The following is a 22061-nucleotide window of genomic DNA, read 5'->3' as shown; positions in this document are numbered from 1 at the left end:
GCTCGAATCTTACTCATGCTCCATGGTACAGAGCAAAGGGTGCTGGTTTTCACGAGCGTACTGATTTACCTGCACCACTTTTGTTTCAGCAATCTCGGCTGAATAAACACCACACACCGCCTTTCCTTTATAGTGCACTTGTAACATGGTGTCTGTCGCTTTTTCATTGTTCATACGAAAAAACTTTATCAGCACCTCTATCACGAAGTCCATCGGCGTATAGTCGTCATTATTCAATATGACCTTATACATCGAGGGTGGTTTCAGTTCGTGTTTACTGTCTTCCTCAACATCATATACGTGTTGATGATCAAACTGGCTCATGAATTAACAACCTATTATCACTATAGCTGATTTGTCTAATCTCGCTGGACAATTTTTGTTAAAAAATTAAACAAAAATGTCGATTTTTTCACCGCTTCTACTTGACTATTATACTCTGTGTCCTAGAGTAAAACATGGTGTTGGCTGATGTAATTTTCAACCACACCTACGACAACCGAATCTAATAATAACAAAATTCTTTTCGATAGAAGAAGGAAGTAGATGTATGGCAACCGGAAAAGTCAAATGGTTCAATAACTCCAAAGGTTTTGGCTTTATTGAGAGTGAGGACCGCGAGGGTGACATTTTCGCTCATTACTCAACAATCGATATGGAAGGCTACCGCACGTTAAAAGCGGGCCAAACCGTAGAGTTTGAACTTGAGGAAGGTCCTAAAGGACTGCATGCCTCGAATATTGTCCCTCATGCGGACAAACAATAGAAAGCCTACCAGCAAAACGCCGCTCTGCGGCGTTTTGCTATTCTACTCGTAAACAACGCTCTCTACTTAAGAATCGATCCCAAAGTAACGACGCAGTTGGTCACGCAAATTAGGTGGCGTGCCATGAATCGTGAGCTTGTCTGTTTCCGGATCATATTCTATACGTTCGCCCAACTGCGTATGATCAAACGCGACACTCACACCACCGCCTTGACCCTGGAATTTAACCAACTTCCGCAGCGTTGAACGATCAGTCGGAAAAGACTCGTCTAACGCCGGTTTATCCTCTTGCGTGAGCGCTTGCGTAAATTCTTCAAAGCTACGCTCGGTAGGCTGCGCTTGCGAAAAATGCTCCGATAGATCTTTTACTTTAACGTCTTCGCCCTGCTTCCACTGTTGATCGCAATATTCGTACGCAACAGCATTCAACGACTGGCGTTGTTCAGGTGCTAACTCCGCTTGCTTGCCAAACTCAGTCACTGCATCAACCAACCGCTTGGTTTGTGATTTGGCATCTAAGCGCTCAGTACAACCCAAGAAATCCAAGAAAAAGTCGGATACTTTGCGTCCCGCGCGACCTTTTATAAAAGAGATGTAACGCTGGCTCTCGGCATCGGTTTGCCACTCAGTTAAATCAATACGCGCGGCTAACTGCACTTTGCTAATGTCTAATTGCGATGACCGGTCAACCGCCAAGTTAGGATTAATGGTCACCCCGACTTTAACAGGCAAGAACGCGACTAACAGATAATCAGTAGTTAAATGTTGATACCGCGTTACTAATAAAAAGCCCGCTTCGAGCATCTGGTAGTTCTGCAACTGCTCTAGTAATAACTTAGCGGCACGTTGGCTGAGTTCAACAAACTCTAGCTGCTGTCCCTGCCACTGTTTTAACAACACAGGAAAGTCGCTGACCTCTTCCGCCTCATCGGCTTCGGTCAAGAAGCTGGCGTAACCTTTTGCCGGTTTACTGGTATAAACCGTTGTCAGCTCCTCGAGTAATTCGTGCAGCTGCTCGTCATCAGACAAGGGTTCTGGCGCGAGGCGCAGACCAATTTGATCATCATGGCTGTAAAACTGGTGAATAATGCTATTTTCAATGGCCAGTTGCATAACTAGGACTATCCTTGCAAAATCGCTGTGTTAGACTATTTGGCAGATTGTAGCACGGGATAGACACAGAATGGGAAAGAACCAACGTCGCGATAAAATTGCACGACTGATTAGTTGGGGTCATTGGTTTACCTTCGCCAACATTATTTTGTGTCTTCTTATCGGCATTATCTATATTGATTCAACGCCGTCGCCGACCACTTTTATTAGTACCGTTTATCTCATTGTGAACTGGATCGGGCACTTCGCGTTTCTGCCGTTCGTGTTCTTTATCATACTGATATTTCCGTTCTGTCTGCTGATTCCCTACTCCAAAGTGTTACGCAGCATCGCGGCACTCATTAGCTCCCTTGGCATCGTCGCGTTGATTTTTGACGCGTTGTTCTTCCGCCATTACGGATACCACTTAAACGCTTACTCACTTGCACAAATGGCTAAAGATGCTGAGGCGGCATTCACCGGTGCGAGCTTTGTTATCATTTTGATGATCATGCTGGGTTTCCTAATCTTGTTAGGGTTTGAACTGCTACTCGCCAACTACACTTGGAAGCATCTATCTGAACTTCAGCATCGTCGGCTTGGCGCGCCCGCAACCACGGTGTTTGTGTTGTGCTTTTTTGCCAGCCACAGTATTCACGTATGGGCCGATGCCGAACTTTACGATCCCATAACACAGCAGGATGATACATTCCCACTCTCATACCCCACCACGGCTAAGACGCTGATGTCTAAGCATGGCTTTATTGAAGTGGAAAATTACCAAGCACAGCAACAAAAACTGATGTCTGCTGAGAACATTCGCTTACGTTATCCGCAAAACACGTTGCTCTGCTCCAAAACGCCACAAACGCAAGGTATCACCCTGATGGTGTTCGATCGCCTCAATCAAGCGCAAACCACTCAGGTCGATGCCGTCGCGAGCAACCACGGCCTCAAAGAAGTGAATATTCAGTTACTCGCGCATCCGAGTCGCGAAGGTGGACTATTTCAGTTGCTTTACGGGCTACCCGATTTTTACCAAGACACCATCAAAAATCAAAACATCTCACCCGCCTATTTAAAACCGTTGGCAGATTTTGGTATTGATGTAAGCTGGCACACTTCACCTAATTGGCCACAAGAACTGGGGCTTACACAGTTCAAAACCGACTGGAACGCCGAGCCGCTGAGTAGCTTTTACCCACGCAGCAATAACCAGTTGAATGTCGTTATGCTCAGTCATGAAGACATTGACCGTTTGCCTGCAATACTCAGTAGCTTAGGGCAGCAACGCGTGCTGCTATCGAGTCTTGCGCCGAACAACACCGAAGGCTTGCTCGGACAACAACAGTTTAAACCTGAAAATATGCGTGTCACCTTGTGGGAGAAAGATTTCGCACTGCCGCAGCAAAGTATTGGTGGCTTGATGGACGTCATGCCCACCGCTCTCTCGCGTGTCATGTCGTGCGCAGGTGGCACACAGAGCTTTAGCAACGGCGAGGACCTAATGAACGGCGGTGAGCGCTGGCCGCTGGTAGAAACCTACAGCCCTTACATTGTCATTTACGACCAAGACTTGATTACCGTGCTTGATACTAATGGTCAGTACAATATCTATCGCCGCGCCGACTTCAGTCGTGTCGACGGTGCCGAACCGACCGTTCCTGTTTTAATTGACGCGCTAAAAGATCTTAAACGCTTCAGCGGACGCACTAGAGACTGATTAAAATAACAGCGAACAGTCGTGCTAGATGCATTTGTGCCTTGCACTTAGCTCATAAATCAGTAACATAGCTGTCCTCGGTCGGCGTGTAGCGCAGCCTGGTAGCGCACTGTCATGGGGTGTCAGGGGTCGGAGGTTCAAATCCTCTCACGCCGACCAAAAAGTCAATATAAATCAGGGGTTTAGGCAATAGTCTAAGCCCCTTTTTTATTTTTACATATGGGCTGCTATTAGCGAGGGGCTGATTAGGGGCTGCTCCGAAGAAATGAGGCTACGCTAACGTGCCGAGAATCACCCTTTTACTAGGTCAGATAAAACGCTTTTTTAGCAGAATGATAAATAGTCAAACTATGACTAAACACCAAAGCAAATACATGGGTTAACATCTCTACGCTACTAGAAATGTTACTTTTTAGCTTCTATTAGAAATTTAAACCTGATAGTGTTTAGTCTTTCATAGACATGGAGGACTTATGAAATTAATTCTAAAAACAACTTTCATCACTATTTGCTTTGGTGTTTTATCAGCATGTAGTTCTGTAACGGCTATGGATGAAAGTAACCCAACCAAGTTTACATACGACTATAAAGATTTAAATGCTACAAAAGACGAAATATTCAGCCGAGCTCGAAACTTTCTAGCAACCAATTACGGTGATACCAACGAAGTTTTAAGAGTTGTTGATGCAAAAGAAGGCATAATCATTGGTCGAGGTAGTTCGCCTTGGTACATTATGACTAATTCGTGTAGCACTGAACATAATGTTAAATTTGCAGCCAAAGATAATAAGGCTCGATTGCAGTTTGAATTAATTCAAGGCGCACCTGCGTATAGTGGCTGTCAAGGCTGGGCAATGCCTACAGAACAAGGTTATCAAACTATTAAATCTGACTTCAATGCTTTTTCTGAACGACTTGAGCAAGCACTCAAAGGCGAGGGTAAAAACTCAGATTTCAACAACTTCTAGTTATTGAGCATACATTAATTCCCAACTGTCACACTCAAAAAATTTGTTATTTTTAGAGCAAAAATATTCACTTTTAGCTAATGATTATCGTGTGACAGTTGGAGCATACTTTTCACAAGTCGATATCCAAAAGCCTTAAACTCGTTCTTTTTTCGGCTCCCTAAAACACACTTTTTTCATAGCTGGTAAACTCAACTCCCATAGATAACACTAGGGGTAGCTCTCGCGCGTAAGGATGTCCGAAAACACCCGTTTGGCTCGCGTAGTGAGCCTACAAAAATCTTCACTTGGTTTCGGCATGGCCGCAGAAATAATCCAAAGCATTGAGGTAATCTTGAGGTGATCGGGCAAGTCCGCGCACGTACTGGTAGCAAAAGACCCTTTTTTTTCGCGTAGTGACTACGGAAAAAATTTTAACTTCGTGTTAAGAGTAAAGTCAGACTACAAGCCGTAATAAACTCGATAAATCTAGACTCCGATAATCGGTTGAAACTTTCGTTTAAGCACCTCTGGCCAACAATTATGATCTTCGCCGAAGACTTCAATAGCCTCCTTAAACTCTCTTTTAAGATCGTCTGTCTTTCCAACATCAATCAATTTCAGATAACTGTCTTCCATTTCACGTGCGCGACCTGTAAAAAAAACTTCATCTTCCACTTTATTAGCTCTTTTAGCATTGAGTGCTAACTTCTCAAAGACCTTCCCAACGTAAAGACAGATAAATGCTTTTTCGGTGAGAGTTGATTTGTCATAATCCTCAACTAATTTTGGTATTAACTCTTTATCTGCAAATTTAATCGCCTCACCATATCTACCAGCCTTTTGAAAGTATGGCAGAATTTTGACATAAGTTGAAAATGAGTAGCTCCCATCCGAACAATAAATTTTTTCGAGTGCATCTTTCATAATTTCGATAGCAGCATCGTAATTATTTTCTCTCGCAGCCGCAGAAGCTGCCTTTATTAGGTCATTTATTTCAGTGTCAAAATGAAAAGTACCTTCAATACCAACCATTTTTAGATTCCTCTAATAATTTCGAATTGGTTTACTATGAGATCAGCGTTTTTCGTTAAACGTAGCAGCTAAATCTTTGACTTACAAAGCCTCACCTCAGCTTTTTAGGCCTTCCATTTAATTCAGCCTGAACACCATGTAAGCCTGAGTAACCCCGCCGTTGTAAAAACCTTAATAGACGTTGCGGTGTCCATTCATTACCCCACGTTGTTTTAGCCTGCTGAGCATTGAGCGCAGCCGCTGCTTGCTTGTAACTGGGTGGGCTGCAGCGCCCATAATTCTTTACAATTTTTTTTATTGCTTCTAGTACTTGCTGGTGCTGTGTTAATTGCTCTTTTCTATTCATCGCTGACGCTCCGTTCGTTTTAGCCATGCTTTGGTATAACGTCAAAGCCTCGTTCTATAAGGTTTTAAGGCTTACTTTATACTGCTTTATACTGGCTTGGTATAACGTCAAAGCCTTATAAATCAATGGCTGATACGCTTCTTTATACTAAAAAGAAAAAATCTTCTTTTTCTCTATGGTTTTTGGTGTAAATCTCTCTAAGGCGTTTTTTACTAATTTGGTATAAAGTAAAGCTCAAAGCTAGGCTAGATAAGGGCTGTACGTTATACCTCTTTGGTATAAAGTTGGTATAAACTTAAACGGAAAGGGGCTTTCGCCCCTCTCTACACTACTGCCTTGCTCCTGTATCGCGTTCTGCGGCCGTCCTCGAATAGCTCAAGCTCTCCAGCTTCCACCATGCGATCTAATAGCTCTTGGGCGTAGTCGCGTTTGCAGTTCTTGTCCTGCAGTCGCTTAAAACTCTTTGGTCTGGTGATTAGTTGCTTTAACTGGCTGGGCGTTATGCCTGAGCCTTTACAGTTCTTCAATACCGTTTCTTTGGCCGAAAGCATAATCTGGTTTTCGGTTGCGTCTGCGGTTTCAGCATAGGCCTTTAACATCAGATAGCGCACGTTATGAATAGACTGTTCAACCAAAGCATGAGCATAGCGGGCGTGTTCTATTGTGATCATGCCACCATCAAGGCCTAATATGCTGGCCACTTTCATAAGCTGCTCTGGCGCTCTCGCGTAAATGCCGCCTACGATATGATGGTTTAGCCGCTCATCTTCTTCATAGTAGTCTATGCACTGCTCTATAAAGTAGTGCGCTTCGTCTGTTGCGTCTATCGTGCCGTGTATGCCTCTCACCTGCTCAAGCGTGAACGTGATCCCCGCCATGAGGCTTGCACTCTCTAACGGGTTACGTTTACCGCGTTTCAGCTTGCGGCGCTGCTCTGAACATCGAACAACAATACTCCGACCTAAAAAGCCGCTGGCGATATTCTCCGCGTTTGCGAAAGCGTCCATTCGTTCAGGTACGCTATGCCCCATGATTGAAAAAAATGGGTTCGGCCAACCGTTCTTAATATATTCAATCTTACGCTTTAGCTTCTCCAAAGCGCGGCTAAGTTTGCGGTGTTCGTCCGTTTCTTCTGAGGCCTTATCTAGCTTTGCTTCTAACTTCTCAAGCTGCACTGTATAGGCTCGTATTAAATCGCGCTTCTCAATGCCTCGGAACGTGTAAAGCTCGGTTGTACTCATTACAAGTATTTCGGCTTCCATCTTCGTTTCATAGGTTGCAGCATTGGCGCTTTTCATCGAGCTAAGCAAGCTGTGTATTTCGTCCACTGTGTAAAGGCTTGCCCCGTCACCATCAATTAGGTTCTGGATCATGTCCTTAAAGCTGCCCGCGCTGCCGTGTATCAAGTTTGAACAATAAACATCATTGGCCAGTTGCTTGATCGTGCTTTGTGGCGCTTCCTTACCTGCTGCAGTAGGGGCTATTCCCAAAGTGATAAGGTTCAGCTTATCGGTGTAAACGCTTCGTTTGTCGCGTCCTACTAGCGCCATCAGGTGAAGCGCCGCCAACGGGTAAAGCTCTGGTGCTTCTCGCCGCGCTTTAACGCGGATAAGCTCGCATATATCACCTGCTAAGCCTGGGGGGTTCAGCAAGTCCACCTGTGCGGCGTTTGGTGCGTCCTCGTACGGCTCTTGCTCAAATAGATCGCTAACGTCTGCTGGCTCTTGTTCGGCCATGAAGTTACGTTGGTTTTGCTTTGTAATGGTTACCCCGCTTGCGTCCGTGAACATAGCGCCAGCCGCCTTTAACGCTGCGTCATAGTCGCCGCCATGCTCAAAATGAACAAATAGATCGAACGCGTCACCAAAGCAAGTATCACCTGCTGCACTCAAGCGGCCCACACCATTCGCTATGTCGCTGCCATGATGACTAACCCATTTGCTAGGATCGTCTGGTAACTCATTAATTGCGGCGTTCTGGCTTGCTGAGTAAGGGCTTAAAAAGCGTTTCCCTATTTGCTGCGCTCCATACTTTGGCCATAAGTCGCGCCAGTCATATTCAGCGAGAAACGCGTTTACTGGGCTTTTCTCACCACTGGCCATGCGTTTACTAGCGTTAATGCGTGAAGCCTCTAGCCGCGCTTTACGGGCGTTCTCTGCAGCTTCTATTGCCTCATATTCTGCTGCTATCTCGTTGCCCCATAAATCAGGGCTTACCTCTGGGTAAAATGGTTCATGGTTCCATAGGTACAAGCTACCCGCATTTGGCAAAAAACATAGCTGGCCTGCTCGCTCGGTCACTCTGTCGGGAATGATTCCTAATGCTTCGATCTTGTCGTTTAGTATCTTCTGCATGATGACAAAATCACGGCCACTTACTGGCTGCGCCAGCGGAAATATGAAACGGGCTTTCTGGTGGGTTTTGGTTGCGCTCTTTGAGGTGTAACCCATTATTTCAATTTCAAGGTTTCCAGCCAATCGCGTAAAAGCATTATCAAAGCCTATCTTCTGCGGTTCGTCTATGTCAGCCCATAACGCATAGAATAGGCCACGCTCTAGCTGGTCTTTATGTACGCGTGAAGCAAGGCTAGAGAAAATCACCCATTGGCCATTTGCTTTATCTACCGCTGGCGGCTTCTCTAACATTAACGCAATTTCAGCCAGTGATACGCGTGTATAGTCTTGCGGGTTTTTCTGCGCCGTTTGGCTGTGATACTGGCCAAAACCTGAGCAAAGCGGTATATTCTCTATGCTTGTGTTTGTATTGCTTTGCATGGCCTCAGTACCCGCTGGGGCTTTCTTTTGGTTGATCATAAATCACCCCCGCGCTTTGCTTCGTTAATCAAGTGATAACGGGCTATTCGTCTATGCAATCGCCCTTGCTCGTCAGCAACGGTGACTCGTTCGGTCAGTATTTCATGCCCGTAATTGTGCCTAAGCTCATAAATTCTGGGCGCTGGCGCGATAATGTTTAGCTCTTTTCGGCAATCTACCGTTGTTAGGGAACGCTCTCTAAGTGATTCTAATAGTCGTTGGCGCTGAGCCGTAAAGCTTGTGTTGTGTATATTGCTTTGCTCGTTCATGGCTACACCTCGCAATCTTTTAGCCACGCGTCTAAATCAGACTTGCGGTAATAGCAAAGCCGCTCGCCAGCTTTAATTTTTCGAGGGAAGTTAGGATCACGCTCTGATAGGCGGTGAAGTGTAACGCGGTGCATATTTAGGTATGCGGCCGCTTGGTTAGGTCTGAGTAGGTCGGTCTGCTGGTTCATAATTAAGCCCCTTTGTGCAGTTTGTTGCTAGAGGCCTCAAAGTATTTTTTTTGGGTTTGGGTGGCTTACCGGAACACTCCAACTTTTTAAAAGGGTTTGACTACGATAATAGTCCTATTCTTTCGCCAATCAGTCAGTGTGTCTGCAGGAATGTCTAGTCTATTGGATGCTATTCGCGCGGCATCTGAGTAATTTTTGCCGCCATCTACTAATTTTTGCATGAGTTCTTGGGCTTGCTCTTTTTGTTCAGGACTGTATTTGAAGTTACCTTTGGTTAAGCCCTCTGTTTTTTCTTCACCCCGCCTATAGCCACGCTCCATTATCTGCGTTCGCAATGTAACGGCATGATGTCCTGCCTGAGCCATAAACACTAGAGCTTGCTGGTAGTTGTTTGCGCTAATGGCTGCTCTTGCTCCGTTGATTGCTGATAATCCCTTGCAAGCCGTTTCAGCCATGCTTTTTGCTCGTTCCCATTCGTCATGCGGGAAGTTCTGTTTCCATTCAATGAGCGCCAGCTCTGAAAGGTAAAAACCTAGATTACTCGGGATAGGTACGCTCAGATCTTCCAATACTGGCTTAAAATACCGTTCTTCATATTCAGTTAGGCTAGGCTCTAGGTCTATTCCCTGAGTACGTTTCGTTTCAATCGTCTGTTCGTATTGCTTTAATAGATCTGGTGCTGCGGCCTTTAGTGAATCAAAATATTCCTTTTGCTGCTCTACAGTTAGCTTTGAAGTGTCAGTACCGTAACTGGCTGTGTACGTAACTACGTGACCATCAAACTTTTTCGGGTCTTTCTTTGAGCCGAATTTATAAGCGCCGTCATTGTTTGGCTTTTTAATCTTCATCATTCACCCCCTGCAGCTTTAGCCCAGCTTTGAGCCGCTATGCTGGCTAGTTCTGTCATATCCTCGTTATCAGTATGGAAGTAGTGCTTTATGATCATCGATTCGTCAGCATGGCCTACAAGCTTGGCTATTCTTAGTGGGCGGTAGTTCTGCTTCACTAGCGTTGAAATGAAGTTATGACGGAACGCATAAAAATCGAGATCATAAGGAAGCCCGCCTTTCTCTTTAACGTGCTTCCAATGCTTCAAGTAGGCTTTGCGTTCTATCTGCTGGCCAGTGCGGTCTGACTTGAACATAAAGCCGCTTTTGGGGCTGCCTTGCTGCTCTCGCCACTGGTTGAGCAATTCCAGCAATTCGCCCGCTACTGGAAATTTAACTTCTATTGGCTCTATGCCTTTGTCCTCAGTTTTCGGCGGCGTAAAGGTCAACGTAGTTTCATTATTAAAGCGGTTGTAGGTCAGTTGCTCCCAGCGTAGTGATCGAATATCACTTGGGCGCATACCTGTTAAGCGGGCAATATGGGCGAACGGTATAAACCAATGCGGAAAGGCCACTAAATCAAGGTCTGGTAAATGCGGTTTACCATGCTTGCGGCTGCTGCGGCGTTGCTGGCGCAAGTGTTCAGCATAAAGCGATAGCCCGCGCATTATCCCCGTTCTAATTTCAGGCGTGAAAATGTCACGCTTTGCTTGTAAACGCTCTTTCTGTTGTTTTAACTGCTCTCGCTCTTGAACATTCGGGCGCGGTAATGAGTAATCCCTAAGGGGGTTAAACTGTATGACTGGGTTGTTATTCTGATCGCCTTTCTTCGTACCCGCCGCAAAATTGAGCATGGCCTTAAATGCACCTAAGTAACCAATTATGCTTTGACGCTTTAGCCCTGCTTTTGTGGCTCTGCTATACCATGCGTTTATATCGTGCGCGGTGATCTTGTCCATGTCGCGTTCAAACAAAAATGAGAAGTTTCTAATCTTACTAGCTACTTCTTTACCGCTTCGGTAATTGTCGATTAGGTGCGGCTCATAAACATCAGTAAAAAAGCGTCCTGCTTGTTTGTACTGATTCTGTGCTTGCTTCTGCTCCTCTAACCGCTTCTGAGCGGCTAACTCGTCACGCTTGGCTAACGGGTCTGATTCTCCCTTTGCTACGCTCGTACGCCAGTCTATGGCTATTTGTGCAGCCTCTTGAGGGTGTAACGCTGGATAACCACCAATCGTTAAGCGGCGGCGCTTCCTCGTTGCGTCCATGTACTTCAAGCGCCAGCTTGCGCCTTTACTATTCTTTCGCAAGTGAAAGCCAGCAATGTTCGAGCAATAAAGCTCCTTATCCTGTGCTGCTGTATCAGCGAATTTTTTAGCTTGTGCTGTGGTGATTGAAGTTTTCATTTCTAGCCCCTCTGGATAGCCCCTTAAATTAAGAGGGGCTGATTAGGGGCTATTATAACGCAATAATCGGTTATTTCTAGTTACTTAAAGCTACAACAAGTGAAGCCATAAATAGCTTGAAAGCCTTTTTTTTAGTGGGCTGAACCCTTTGTTCATGCGGACTTCGATTGAGCGGTATGGATTTCATGGGGTGTCAGGGGTCGGAGGTTCAAATCCTCTCACGCCGACCAATTCTTCTCTTACCTTTTCTTACTCGATTAATTCCACATCAGGTACTTCGACACGAAACCACGCTCGGACATCATCCATTTGTTGTATCGGAAAGCTGTAGTCGATTTGATACATTGGGTTATACGGAAACTGTAAAACAGCGTAGTCTTTATCAAAAGGTCCTACTGCCACGCGTTTTAATTTATCTATTGGGATCTGCTCCATTCCTACACGTAAGTTATCACCACGCACTTCGAGTAAGTACAGCATGTTTTTTATAGTTTCTGGACGCTGAGCCTTTAGATAAAGGGGGTAAAGCGGAAACATACTGACACCGATAAGCCCACTTAAAAATGTCCAGTCATCATATAAATACATGATGCTAATCCCGAGCAATAACATGCTGGCAGAGATGAGGTAACGAGTTGTTCGCTGTTTGTGACTAAATCGAAATTTATTTTGTTTCATACGTTATTGTTATTATCGGTGCAGTTATCTTCAGTCATAATGTACCTGTTTCACCGCAATAAGGCACCCTTCCCTCACCGCTTTTTGATACAATTGTGGCAAGATTTTTACTAACGGATGTTCACATGTCTTCATGCTGCGGTGGCGGAGCCTCGGATACACAGGCGCAAATGGATAGCGCCCAAAAACGCCTTCTTTGGACCGTATTGGTGCTTAACGGCGTGATGTTTTTTGTTGAGTTTATTGCGGGCTGGATAGCTGAATCCAGCGGTTTGATTGCTGACTCACTGGATATGCTTGCCGATACCTTAGTTTATGCGGTGAGTTTGTATGCCGTGGGTAAGGCGATAAAATACAAGGCAAATGCGGCTATTTTTAATGGCATATTACAAACCGCCCTTGCTCTGTTGGTGCTCGGTGATGTCGCACAGCGTTTGATTTGGGGCAGCGAACCTAATGCCAACATGATGTTATGGGTTGCCGGCTTAGCATTAATGGTAAACGTCATTTGTTTTGCTCTGCTGTATAGCTCTCGCAATGGCGATATTAATATCCGCGCCAGTTGGATTTGCTCGCGTAACGATATGCTGATGAACGCAGGTGTCATTCTGTCAGCATGGATGGTGAGCGCGATTAACAAGGCGTGGCCAGATTTACTGATAGCCACGGTCATCGCGATCATTGTATTACGTTCAGCGCTGAGGATTATCAAAGACGCCCATGCGGTTAAAGCGGGCGAGAAAACCGATATTTCGACCTGCTGCGGTTAATGCACTGCGTGCCTAATATTTGGATGCGTCCTGCACGGCTTGTGGCAGTAACGGTATGGCATAGGTGCGATAGGCACGGATGTTGAGCCATTTCGCTAAACCAAGGTAGCTAATGATAATCACCGCACTGATCACTGAGTGGTGCCAGCTTGGTAAAATCAAAAGTGCCGCGACGACAGACAACAACGCACACTGGCGCAGTAAAAAGCTGCCTCGGCGATAAAGTTTAGCGCGGAACTTTGCCACGGTAATTGCACGGTGTGCGGTGCGGGGGTTTACGCCCTCTAGTTCGGGTTGCTTATACCAGCCTACGAAATCAATCATAACTCACTTAATATTGATTAATTTGTACACAGTATACCATAACTGAACCGCACAGCTCCATTCGTATGATTTATGACCGTTATATCACGGGGGCTTTAGCTCGATTGCCGCGATCGATTATTTAGTAATCAATACGGTCGGGCACCAAGATCTGCAGCGCATGTTTGTCGATTTTGATATCAAGCGCGTCTGCCGAATAGGGTTCGCCATCTACGACATAATCGAGTGCTTCGCCATCGCAGCGCGCCAACCGAATGCGCTTCACACGGGTGTGATGAGTATTCATACCGACTTGGTCTTCTGTAATACTGGCATACAACAGCTCAATTAAGCTTTTAACTGGCGAGCTTTCGCCCTGCTCTGAATCGAGCCAAGTCACATCCAATTTGCCGTCATCAATGACCGGTTCGCCATCGCCTTGCGCCAGCAAGGTTGTCATGGGTGCGGCATTGGCAACAATCAAACTGGCGGTTTCCCAGCTTTCTGTCTCACCATCATCAATCGTGACCTGTAACTGCAGCTGTTTATCCTCACTCAGAGCGCGCCACAAACCTTGAATATAAGCGAGCTGACCGAGTTTATCTTTTGCACTGCGATCGGCTTGTTCGATCATCTGCTGTTCAAAGCCTACCCCGGCACATAGCAGCATCAACTGGTCATTAACCCAACCGCAGTCGATTTTACGGCAGCGACCCTCAATAATGGTTTCGCAAGCGACATCGACCGGGCTCAGTTTACTACTGAGCCCCCACAGCACCTGGCTTAGTGAGTTAGCCGTGCCCATGGGCACAATCGCCATTTTACAATCGTGCCCAATAAGCGCACGTGCGACTTCGGTCAAAGTCCCGTCGCCACCACAGGCGATGACCAGTTCTGCGCCTTGTTCAAGGGCTTCTCGCGCACACTCGGTTCCGTTTTTATCCTCGGTTGTCTCTATCACCGTCAGTTCAAAATAAGGCGTAAGCGTATCTTTCAAAGGCTTTTCATAGTCACTCCACTTACCACCGCCCGATACCGGATTAGCAACAATAAAGGCGCGCTTGATCATTAATTCTTGGTGTTCATCGATAAATTTTTGCAGTGCCTTTTTCTGTTGGTGATTCAGGCGCGCCACTTCGCGCGCACCCTGTATCTTATCCATCACTTCATCAATATTCTTGGTGTGACTGTGCGCCAGCAGGTAAGCCGCAGCCATAAACACCGAGCGACCACGACCCAGCGCACAGTGGATCAGTACATTATGACCTTGCCGCTGTTGTTCGTGTATCCATTGTAGGGCTTGATGAATTTGCTCGTGCGACGGTGCCAAATGGTCAAGCACAGGCACGTTTAAGTAGTTCACTTCGGCACGCTCAGCAGACCAATCGAGTGCATCAAATTCAGCAGTGACGTCCAATACCGCGTTAATCGGCACGTCTTTTAGGGTGTCCATGTCTCGGCTAAACAACCGGCGCCCTACATAAATCCCCTCAGCGACTTGCTGAAACGCAGGTAAATTGTCTTGCCGCCGTGCAATCGCGTTGTAAACGCGTACTCCAACTAAAAATGGGATCAGCGACCAACGGATGTACCATGGAATGCGTCCGTTGGCTTTTTTACGGAACAACCGCGCGGTGTTCAGCCAATAAGCAGAGGCGATTAGGGTTAAGGCAATACAAGTCCAGCCAAACACCACTTTAAGTGGCCACGTTGGCAGCACATAGGTGAGTAACAAGGCGACTAATGCGCCACACAAGTAATAATACGGTATCGCCTTTGAGCCCATAACATTCCTATCTTGGTTGCCAGTTAAGCTGCGCTATCATGCAGCGCGCCGACCCACCTCCGAGTTCTATCGTAGGCAGGTTACATATCAGCATACGTGATTTTTGCGCAAGTTGATCCTTTTGTTGCACGGTTAATACCGACGCCGCGGTCTGCGAGAGCACCAGCACGGGCCCTTCGCGCCCTATTAACTCGAGCGCATTGCCAGCAAACGCCTCAATTTGGGTGGCGCTGAGTGTGATCACCGTGCGGTTACCTCGCGCAAGCCGTTCAGCTAAATCATCACGATACGCAGGTGCCACCAGTTCGGGCGCGTACATAGCAATGTGTTGGCCTACGTTCATTAACACATTGGTGTGATAAATCGGCACGCCTTCACGATCATGCGCATCGATAACGACAGGGTTACACCCGAGTTGGTCAGCAAGATGCTTGAGCACGACATCACTCATTCGTTGTGAGCGTACTGCATAGACGTCGTCGTTTAATGGATCAAATACCAATGCGCCCGTGCCCTCTAGACTGAGCCCCTGAGATTCAAATGCCGTTAGATCAAGGGTACGGCTTATTGTGTAATCGCGTTGCAGGCGTTCAATGATGTCCGCACGCCGCTCTAAGCGTCGATTAGCGCAGTGCATGGGGTATAGGACTAAAGTGCCATCAGCGTGGCTGGTAAACCAATTATTAGGGAACACAGAGTCGGGTGTGTCAGTCGTTGTATCTTCAAATACCTCAACACGTATCCCCTGTTGATTAAGCTGTGCCACCATCGCATCGAATTCTTCGCGTGCGTAGCGGCTAACCGCCGCATCAACACGCTCGGGATCTAACCGTTGAAAGCGATTATCGGCAGCAGTTTGTTCGTTACTGCGAAAATGATGTGGACGCACCATAGCTACACGACTGCATGCTTGATTCACAAACGTTTTTTCCTTTTTCTACGACTCAATAACGCGCTATTTTACTGACATTGATTCGCTTCACGCAATGTATCAGCACAATTCTTACGTGCCTTTGAGTTATCTCGGCATGCCGATGAGTAGGATTGAACTACACTCGTTCAAAATAACTTTAAACAGTGATTCGACAATGACAGCAACCACCATTGATTGGCCCATTCAATTATCGCACTTAGGCGGCACATGGCAGGTCACAGGCTCTTGCCATCTCTGGCGTATCAACTCACAGCATACCATCATGATCGATTGCGGGGCCTTTCAAGGCATTTCCGACAATAATGAGTTAGCAACACAAGTAGAGGTTGAGCGTCTCAAAGCGGTCTGCATTACCCATGCGCACTTGGATCACGTAGGCCGGTTACCGCAACTGCTGGCGTTAGGCTACCGAGGACCTATCTACTGCACCGCCGCAACGCACGCTCTGATGCAATTAGTGTTAGGTGATTCATTACAGCTTGCCGGGATTAAGGATGAAAGTGCCCTCGCAGCATTTAGCCGTCTGCTTGCTCGGCAGGTCGTGATATGTCGCTACGGCGTGCCAACCAATATACTCCCCTCTCTCACAGTCACCTTCGAAGAGGCTGGTCACATACTTGGTTCGTCTTACCTGTGTTTTGATATCACACCACTTAACAAGCGGGTGGTATTTTCCGGTGACTTAGGCTGTCGTGCCTCGCCGCTACTTAATGATCCTACGCCTCTTAATCGTGCCGATCTCTTAATACTAGAAAGTACCTACGGTGATCGACTGCATGGAGACCGAAGCCAACGTATCACTCAACTCGAAGCGGTGATTAAACGAGCGCTCAGCGATGGTGGCGCAATCCTTATTCCTGCCTTTAGTATTGGCCGCACGCAAGAGCTACTCTATGAGTTTGAACAGATTTGGCATCAACACCAAGACGCGAAACATATCAACTTCCCTGAAATTGTCATCGACTCCCCGATGGCAAACCGTGTCACCGATATTTATCAACACCACGATTCGCTATGGGATGAAGCAAGTCAGGCGAAGCAGTCGGCGGGACGCCACCCATTAGATTTTCGGCACGCTCACCGTGTCGGTGAACACGCATTGCACTTAACTTTGGTAAACCGACTTAAGTCGACCGCAGAACCGGTTATTGTGATTGCCGGCTCGGGCATGTGCACCGGCGGGCGTATTATTAATTACTTAGACGTTCTTATCGAAGACCCTCGCACCGATATTCTGTTTGTAGGCTATCAAGCCGCCGGAACTTTAGGTGCAACAATACAACAAGCAGCTGCCGGACAAACCGTTATTATTAATCAACAAAAGCGACGCGTTAACGCGCAGGTGTCGACCCTTGCGGGCTATTCAGCGCACGCGGATCAGAGTGAGTTACTTGCCTTTATTGGCGACGCAACACTGCCCGTGGGCGAAGTTCGGTTGGTACATGGTGCTGCGCCCGCTCAATACGCACTGGCTGAAAAAATCCGCCAGCGGTTTAACATTCCGGTAACGATAACTGCTGAGACGGCGACACCATAACACGCCAGTAGCCGCCCCTTGGACTACCGACACGCTCGAGCTTGCCCTGTTGTTTGAGACGAGCAAATTGCTTTTCTACTGCCCGTGAGCTTAACTCTAATAGTTGGGCAATGCGTTGAGCGCTCATATCACGCTCCTGATTAACCAAAAACAGTATCTTACGGGCTGTAGACCACTTTTCCGAACCCTTTACCGAACACATGTCCGAAAACTTCTCCGAACATACTGTGTGTTCTTCGGCTTCATTCTCGTTCAGGTGACTGAGTTTTTGCGTTAAATCCACCATGCTGTGTCGCAGCACACTGACCAACCACATGATGAATGCTTCCGAGCGTTCGCTGCGATCAACTTGCCGCGCTTCGGCCAGCTCATCGATAGCCTGAAGCCAACCCTGCTCTAAATTCAGCCATTGAAATAACGGGTGCCAACTACGGAGTAACAAGGTAAGCCAAAAGCGAGTAATACAACCGTTTGCCTCGGCGAAAGGTTGCCAATTTTCAAACGTGTCGAAGAACAGTGCAGTTCGATAGAGTGGATGGCAGTTAGGTGAGTTGAGTTCGTTAAAGAGCTCATTGAGCGCTCGAGTAATGCCGGTAGCAGGTGGCGAAGCATAGATATTTCGACCATGGTGATAAATCGCTACCGAGGTTCCGCGATATTGTCCGGCGCGCATGCTCAAATTCAGCATCAGTTGCCGGTGTGCCTTTTTTAGCGCTTGTTCACTCAGAGGTTGCCACTGTTCCATGTGGTCATACAACGCCGATAGGTTAACCCGATGGGCGTTGAGGTTGTCACACTCAATGCTGGCAGCCTGCTTCTCATTTAGCCAGGTTTGCCGCGATACACTGTCAACCTCAACCGACTCAAATTGAGCTCTGATGCCCCCCGCCTGCTCGGCAAGGTTTAATAGCTCAGAGCGGGTTGTCCACCCTAGTTGAGGCCACATGTGTTGTTCCTTTTAATTCTTGCCTGGCGAGACCTCCACGCTGTTCCGTCCAGACTCTTTGACCTTGTAAAGTGCATTATCGGCACGCTTAACCAAGCTGTTACGGCTCTCAGCTGCTAATAGTTCGGCTACACCAAAGCTTGCCGTGACTTGACCAACTTTGTCAAATTGTAGATTTGATAACCGTTTACGCAAACGTTCAGCAAGTTGACCGGCGCGTTCCAAATTGGTTTCAGGCGCAATAATCAAAAACTCCTCGCCTCCCCAGCGACCAAACACATCGCTGCTGCGCAGCCATTTTTCAATGGCTTCACTAATCAACTTGAGCACGTTGTCACCCACGTCATGACCATAGTCATCGTTGACGCGTTTAAAGTGATCAACATCTAATAGAATGACCGATAAATCTCGACCGTGGCGCTCGCAACGTTTGACCTCCTCTTCTAAGGTCTGCTCCATATGGTAACGGTTCCAGATTTGCGTTAGCGCATCGGTATGAACCAGGTGTTCAAGTCGCTCGTTCGCCTCGGTTAATTCTTGATTCAGCTGTTCAATTTTGTACGCCGACGCGCCAATCGCGAGATCTTCTGCTAAGATTTTTGCTGCCTCAACTTGTACTTCTGTCCACACGGGCGCGTAACCGTCGACATTTTGTTGCCATTGTTCAAACGAGTTACGTGGCGAGAGCACCTTTCGTCCCTGATATTCACGCACGTCACCTTTTTCTAAGCTACCAGCCCAGCGAAACACTTCAGTTTCCTGCTGTCTAAAGAACACCAACCAACCGTGGTTGCGCTTATCGACAGGCATCGATACCGCAAGTACACCACAGTAAGGTAATTCTGGTACCGCTTCGCGTAACTCCGATAAGCGACAGTCGCGCTCTGTGAATAACCCTGTTACACCATGGTTTTCGTTAAGCCACACTCTGACTCTCTGTAACGTGGGAACATCAATATCATCACCGACCACTCGTTGCATTTGCGTTGTGATGAGCGCCACCGCACTGGCTTCGAACAGATCGAGCCAGTAGTCGCCTTCATCCTCTAACAATTGCTGAGGTGACTTTATCTCGCGTTTACGGTCCAACAGTGCCTTACGACTTTCCTCGACTCGGTCAAAAAATCGATCGGCCTCGAACTGCTTATGCAACATTAACCGTTGTTCGGCAAGCTTGACCAAAGAATGGATATTAAGCCGCGTAGAATAAGATAACCGGTGGGCTGAAACGCCGTGGCACGAGACCAATCCCCACAGCTGATTTTGGTCGAACAACGCCACCGACATGGAACGCTGCAACCCCATATTCTTCATGTATTCCGTATGGATTGGCGATTTGCCTCTGATGGTACCCAGAGAGAGGTCGAGCCGTGTTGAGGTTAACTCATCGGTGTAAATAATAGCGGCGTCGGCCGTATCGACATCGGCGATATAGCGAATCGGATTAACTCGGTACAATTCACGCACTTGCTTGGGAATATCACTGGCTGGAAAGCTTAACCCATTATACTGCTCGATATCATCACGGCTCGTATGCTCACACACCACGCGACCGTTCCAATTATCATCGAATTTATAAACCAATACCCGTTCGTAACCACTTAATTCACTGATTGATTGGCACAGTTTCTTCATGGTTTGGTCGACGTTCTTAGCATTGGAAATATCAAGCAATGCTCTGTCAAAGTAACACGAACGTTTTAGGTCGGGCTCGGCGTTATCAATTTCCGTTTCTATCACTAACCATGATTGGCTAAAATAGATGCGCGAGAAAAAATAGTGGTCAGCATTTTGCCAGGCAAAATTCTCGTGCTCAGCGCCTTGTCTTAATTGCGATAGTGCCACCTGATACTGATTCAAAAAATCTTCGGGTAAGCATTCATCTAATGGTCGATCTATCAATTTATCGACGGTACAACCTAATATCTCGTGGCTATTCTCGCTGACTGCAACGATACGGTCACTTTTGTTATCTACAGCGAGTAACGTGCCTATTGATTGCACACATTGCGGTGCATGAACTGGCTCCTTGGCACAATTCTCCATTGCCTCTTGATATGAAACCGAAGTACTGTCAGTCACTAAAATCACCTAACATAATTAATGAGCCACTTTTGCGCGATCATTCAGAGTCATTTGTTGCGCGACTCGGGTAAACGAATGAAATGCACTCAGTGCAGCTGCAGTCATCTCATCAAGTTGCGATCGAGTGCACGTAAATGAATCAAATGCGCTCACGAATCGCTGCCACGAACCCTGTTGATAATAATTAAAATAACTTAATCCCGAACCGTTAAGTTGAAGCAGCTTATCTAACCGTTGGCTCAACATACGACCACCCTGCGTACTGCCCTCAATGACATAGGCATATCCGAGCGCTTGATAGACCGAGGTCGCTCGTTCATGCTGAGTCTGAGGCGGTGGCGTGAACCCGCCCAGCTCATGTATGTCACTGACAATGTGCCCTGCCCGCGCTTGATAAACATACTCGGGCAGCACGTGGTTATTTTTGGACAACCACGTTTGCAAACACACCTCATACTTATCGAGCCAATAGTACAAACCATTCAGCGCATGCAGATACGCTTCTTTGCTTACATCGGTAGACATCAGTGGTTGCATGAGCCCTGATTTCTCCGCTGCTTGGTGCGCGCTGTCGGTTGCTTGCTTTAGATGTTTTAGTGCTGCGTGCTTTTTCATGCCTTATCAAACGTTTATATGAAAGTTATCGATCAGCCTAAACCAAAATAAATTTAGAACACTCGCTCAAGCGCGAGCGAATAGCCTCGATATCGTTATCGGCATGAAAACGAGTCATTGTTTGTCCCCAAATCGGCGCTGGCCAAAATGCATCGGTAGGATATCTAACGACGTGATGCATGTGGAGTTGACTGACCACATTGCCAATCGCGGCAACGTTAAGTTTGCACCCAGTATATATTTGTAACAACCACTCACTGAGCGCTTGGCTTTCTTTCCACAGATTCAGCTGGTCAGTTTCCGACAAATCGGTTATTTCGGTGACACCCTTTTGCTCTGGCACAAGCAAAAACCAGGTGCAATCCGCTGCCTTCATTAATCTCAACTGTGACAAAGGCCCACGTGCTAACAACACAGAGTCCTGCGCTAACCGTGCATCAAGTTCAAAATCACTCATTTAAAGTTCCCTAAAAAATGTTCAAAATCACGCACGACCTCGTCAAGCTGGTTGACCAAGCGGTGGTCATCGGCGATCAAATGCAAGTCCGCCGCTATCCGTTGACAAAATTTGACGCTGTTTTGCCAGTTTACGATGTCATCGTGCCAGCCATGGATAACACTCACGGGTCCACGAGGTGACAACTTATCAAAATCAACACGTCCTCCCATATAGAGCGCCGGCGCCATTAAAAAACATCCTACTACGCTCGGGTGGGCACTGTTAGCAAGCGCGACGTAGCCCCCCATGCTGGAGCCAACGAGGAGCACGGACTCATCGTGCTGTTCATTAAGGTAGTCCGCTAAACGCTCAGCACGTGCATCAGGGTCCATCTGATCTTGATAATCAATACTCTCGACTGCGAAGTTTCGATTTTTTGCACTATCCGCGAGCGCCTTTATTTTTAAGCCCCACGGGCCACTTTCCTTGCCATGATTGAAAACGATCTTTGTCATTTTCGCCTCTATAACTTAAATTTATAAAAATATTGATTTTT

23 protein-coding genes and 1 tRNA gene are annotated in these 22061 nt (G+C 46.9%); 6 read left to right on the top strand and 18 right to left on the bottom strand.

Annotation, left to right across the window (positions count from 1 at the left end):
* Positions 1–9: 9 nt before the first annotated feature.
* The gene (gene clpS, locus DFP83_RS02460) at positions 10–324 is read right to left on the bottom strand and encodes an ATP-dependent Clp protease adapter ClpS (RefSeq protein ID WP_071463776.1); all 315 of its coding nucleotides are present in this window, start codon (positions 322–324) and stop codon (positions 10–12) included.
* 226 nt (positions 325–550) lie between these two features.
* Between clpS and cspD the strand changes: the two genes are divergently transcribed.
* A complete protein-coding gene (gene cspD / locus DFP83_RS02455) occupies positions 551–766 on the top strand; it encodes a cold shock domain-containing protein CspD (protein ID WP_071463775.1) in 216 nt (71 codons plus the stop codon).
* Positions 767–832: 66 nt separating this feature from the next.
* Here the strand turns inward: cspD and yejK are convergent, their stop codons facing one another.
* Positions 833–1879 (bottom strand): nucleoid-associated protein YejK, encoded by a 1047-nt coding sequence (gene yejK, locus DFP83_RS02450; RefSeq protein ID WP_110572804.1) that lies wholly within the window; start codon positions 1877–1879, stop codon positions 833–835.
* A 70-nt stretch (positions 1880–1949) separates the two neighbouring features.
* Between yejK and DFP83_RS02445 the strand changes: the two genes are divergently transcribed.
* The 3 genes from DFP83_RS02445 to DFP83_RS02435 all read left to right on the top strand — a co-directional run bounded on the left by DFP83_RS02445 (position 1950) and on the right by DFP83_RS02435 (position 4549).
* Positions 1950–3581: a DUF3413 domain-containing protein gene (locus tag DFP83_RS02445; protein ID WP_110572802.1), complete on the top strand. Its 1632-nt coding sequence runs from the start codon at positions 1950–1952 to the stop codon at positions 3579–3581.
* An 82-nt stretch (positions 3582–3663) separates the two neighbouring features.
* Positions 3664–3740 (top strand) — tRNA-Pro (locus DFP83_RS02440).
* A gap of 314 nt (positions 3741–4054) precedes the next feature.
* On the top strand, positions 4055–4549 hold the full coding sequence (locus tag DFP83_RS02435) for a DUF4468 domain-containing protein (RefSeq protein WP_126753137.1): 495 nt from the start codon (positions 4055–4057) through the stop codon (positions 4547–4549).
* A gap of 468 nt (positions 4550–5017) precedes the next feature.
* On the opposite strand, the gene DFP83_RS02430 is transcribed toward DFP83_RS02435, so the two are convergent.
* The 8 genes from DFP83_RS02430 to DFP83_RS02395 all read right to left on the bottom strand — a co-directional run bounded on the left by DFP83_RS02430 (position 5018) and on the right by DFP83_RS02395 (position 12000).
* Entirely contained in the window at positions 5018–5563 is a 546-nt protein-coding gene (locus tag DFP83_RS02430) for a hypothetical protein (protein WP_110572800.1), read from the bottom strand.
* A 91-nt stretch (positions 5564–5654) separates the two neighbouring features.
* Positions 5655–5909, bottom strand: a complete 255-nt coding sequence (locus DFP83_RS02425; protein ID WP_157981512.1) for a recombinase family protein — start codon at positions 5907–5909, stop codon at positions 5655–5657.
* A 323-nt stretch (positions 5910–6232) separates the two neighbouring features.
* Positions 6233–8722, bottom strand: a complete 2490-nt coding sequence (locus DFP83_RS02420; protein WP_110572796.1) for a hypothetical protein — start codon at positions 8720–8722, stop codon at positions 6233–6235.
* Entirely contained in the window at positions 8719–8991 is a 273-nt protein-coding gene (locus tag DFP83_RS13775) for a helix-turn-helix domain-containing protein (protein WP_110572794.1), read from the bottom strand. Before DFP83_RS13775 ends, DFP83_RS02420 begins: the two co-directional genes overlap by 4 nt.
* A 2-nt stretch (positions 8992–8993) precedes the next feature.
* The gene (locus tag DFP83_RS02410) at positions 8994–9179 is read right to left on the bottom strand and encodes a helix-turn-helix transcriptional regulator (RefSeq protein ID WP_110572792.1); all 186 of its coding nucleotides are present in this window, start codon (positions 9177–9179) and stop codon (positions 8994–8996) included.
* A gap of 86 nt (positions 9180–9265) precedes the next feature.
* Positions 9266–10030, bottom strand: coding sequence for a hypothetical protein (locus tag DFP83_RS02405; protein WP_126753136.1), 765 nt, complete (start codon positions 10028–10030; stop codon positions 9266–9268).
* A complete protein-coding gene (locus DFP83_RS02400; protein WP_110572788.1) occupies positions 10027–11412 on the bottom strand; it encodes an integrase family protein in 1386 nt (461 codons plus the stop codon). Before DFP83_RS02400 ends, DFP83_RS02405 begins: the two co-directional genes overlap by 4 nt.
* Before the next feature lie 249 nt (positions 11413–11661).
* The gene (locus DFP83_RS02395; protein ID WP_126753135.1) at positions 11662–12000 is read right to left on the bottom strand and encodes a hypothetical protein; all 339 of its coding nucleotides are present in this window, start codon (positions 11998–12000) and stop codon (positions 11662–11664) included.
* Positions 12001–12215: 215 nt separating this feature from the next.
* Here DFP83_RS02395 and DFP83_RS02390 point away from each other — a divergent pair, with 215 nt between their 5' ends.
* On the top strand, positions 12216–12860 hold the full coding sequence (locus DFP83_RS02390) for a cation efflux transmembrane domain-containing protein (RefSeq protein WP_110572784.1): 645 nt from the start codon (positions 12216–12218) through the stop codon (positions 12858–12860).
* A 12-nt stretch (positions 12861–12872) separates the two neighbouring features.
* On the opposite strand, the gene DFP83_RS02385 is transcribed toward DFP83_RS02390, so the two are convergent.
* From DFP83_RS02385 to ctlX, 3 genes are all read right to left on the bottom strand, one after another.
* Positions 12873–13184 carry a hypothetical protein gene (locus DFP83_RS02385; protein ID WP_110572782.1) on the bottom strand — a complete coding sequence of 104 codons (312 nt, stop codon included), beginning with the start codon at positions 13182–13184 and terminating at the stop codon, positions 12873–12875.
* A gap of 121 nt (positions 13185–13305) precedes the next feature.
* Complete coding sequence (locus DFP83_RS02380) at positions 13306–14949, bottom strand: diacylglycerol kinase family protein (RefSeq protein ID WP_110572780.1); 1644 nt, start codon at positions 14947–14949, stop codon at positions 13306–13308.
* A gap of 7 nt (positions 14950–14956) precedes the next feature.
* The gene (ctlX, locus tag DFP83_RS02375) at positions 14957–15868 is read right to left on the bottom strand and encodes a citrulline utilization hydrolase CtlX (protein WP_110572778.1); all 912 of its coding nucleotides are present in this window, start codon (positions 15866–15868) and stop codon (positions 14957–14959) included.
* Positions 15869–16037: 169 nt separating this feature from the next.
* Between ctlX and DFP83_RS02370 the strand changes: the two genes are divergently transcribed.
* Positions 16038–17420, top strand: coding sequence for an MBL fold metallo-hydrolase RNA specificity domain-containing protein (locus DFP83_RS02370; protein ID WP_181416352.1), 1383 nt, complete (start codon positions 16038–16040; stop codon positions 17418–17420).
* Here DFP83_RS02370 and DFP83_RS02365 read toward each other — a convergent pair.
* The 5 genes from DFP83_RS02365 to DFP83_RS02345 are packed head-to-tail and all read right to left on the bottom strand — an operon-like array spanning position 17377 to position 22020.
* Positions 17377–18366: a Fic family protein gene (locus DFP83_RS02365; protein WP_110572774.1), complete on the bottom strand. Its 990-nt coding sequence runs from the start codon at positions 18364–18366 to the stop codon at positions 17377–17379. The two genes, DFP83_RS02370 and DFP83_RS02365, sit on opposite strands and share 44 nt — an antisense overlap.
* 12 nt (positions 18367–18378) lie before the next feature.
* Positions 18379–20448 (bottom strand): sensor domain-containing diguanylate cyclase, encoded by a 2070-nt coding sequence (locus tag DFP83_RS02360; protein WP_110572772.1) that lies wholly within the window; start codon positions 20446–20448, stop codon positions 18379–18381.
* 18 nt (positions 20449–20466) lie between these two features.
* The gene (locus tag DFP83_RS02355; protein ID WP_110572770.1) at positions 20467–21066 is read right to left on the bottom strand and encodes a biliverdin-producing heme oxygenase; all 600 of its coding nucleotides are present in this window, start codon (positions 21064–21066) and stop codon (positions 20467–20469) included.
* Between the two features lie 37 nt (positions 21067–21103).
* On the bottom strand, positions 21104–21523 hold the full coding sequence (locus tag DFP83_RS02350; protein ID WP_110572768.1) for an HIT domain-containing protein: 420 nt from the start codon (positions 21521–21523) through the stop codon (positions 21104–21106).
* The gene (locus tag DFP83_RS02345) at positions 21520–22020 is read right to left on the bottom strand and encodes a YqiA/YcfP family alpha/beta fold hydrolase (protein ID WP_110572766.1); all 501 of its coding nucleotides are present in this window, start codon (positions 22018–22020) and stop codon (positions 21520–21522) included. The genes DFP83_RS02350 and DFP83_RS02345 overlap by 4 nt, the downstream gene beginning before the upstream one ends.
* Positions 22021–22061: the final 41 nt, after the last annotated feature.

This window comes from Idiomarina fontislapidosi, from assembly GCF_003226255.1.
GTDB classification, from domain to species: Bacteria; Pseudomonadota; Gammaproteobacteria; order Enterobacterales; family Alteromonadaceae; genus Idiomarina; species Idiomarina fontislapidosi.
Note: the sequence above shows the minus strand (reverse complement) of the source record. Positions and strands in the feature narration are given on the sequence as shown.